The organism is Lelliottia sp. GFLA7, from assembly GCF_056490165.1.
Genome location: NZ_JBWLAQ010000076.1, coordinates 1 through 451, shown reverse-complemented (window position 1 = coordinate 451; position 451 = coordinate 1). Strand labels below are relative to the sequence as shown.

General features: G+C 77.2%; 1 protein-coding gene. It reads right to left on the bottom strand.

The features are described 5' to 3' along the window. Positions 1–451: hypothetical protein (locus tag AC07RN_RS21225; protein ID WP_478337253.1), on the bottom strand; the 451-nt coding region annotated here is incomplete at both ends.

The following is a 451-nucleotide window of genomic DNA, read 5'->3' as shown; positions in this document are numbered from 1 at the left end:
AGCACGCGCGGCGGGCGTGGGTCCGCGAGCCCTCGGACGGCGAGCACCTGGCGGCGGATGACGACGAGCCGGCACACCGACGCGGCCGCGGCGGCCAGGGCCACCAGCGGCGCCGACAGCTGCGTCGCCCACACCATCGAGTCCGACACCGCGAGGGTCAGCGGGTCGACCAGGCGCACCCGGTTGAACACGAGCAGTCCGTACCGGAACGCCTCCGCCAGTGCGGCGAGCCCGAACACGATCGCGGTGCACGCGAGCAGCGTCGGCGCGAGATCGGCGGCGGCCTCGGTCCGGGTGAGCCGGTCGTCGGGCTCCTCGGGCGGCGGGTCGAGCAGTCCCCACCGCGGGACCTGGGTGTACCGGGGTGTCGGGCCGAGCCGGGGCGTCGGCCGGCGCCGGCGCGCGATCGGCGGGTAGGGGCTGCGGGCCACCCAGCGGAAGTTGCGTGCGG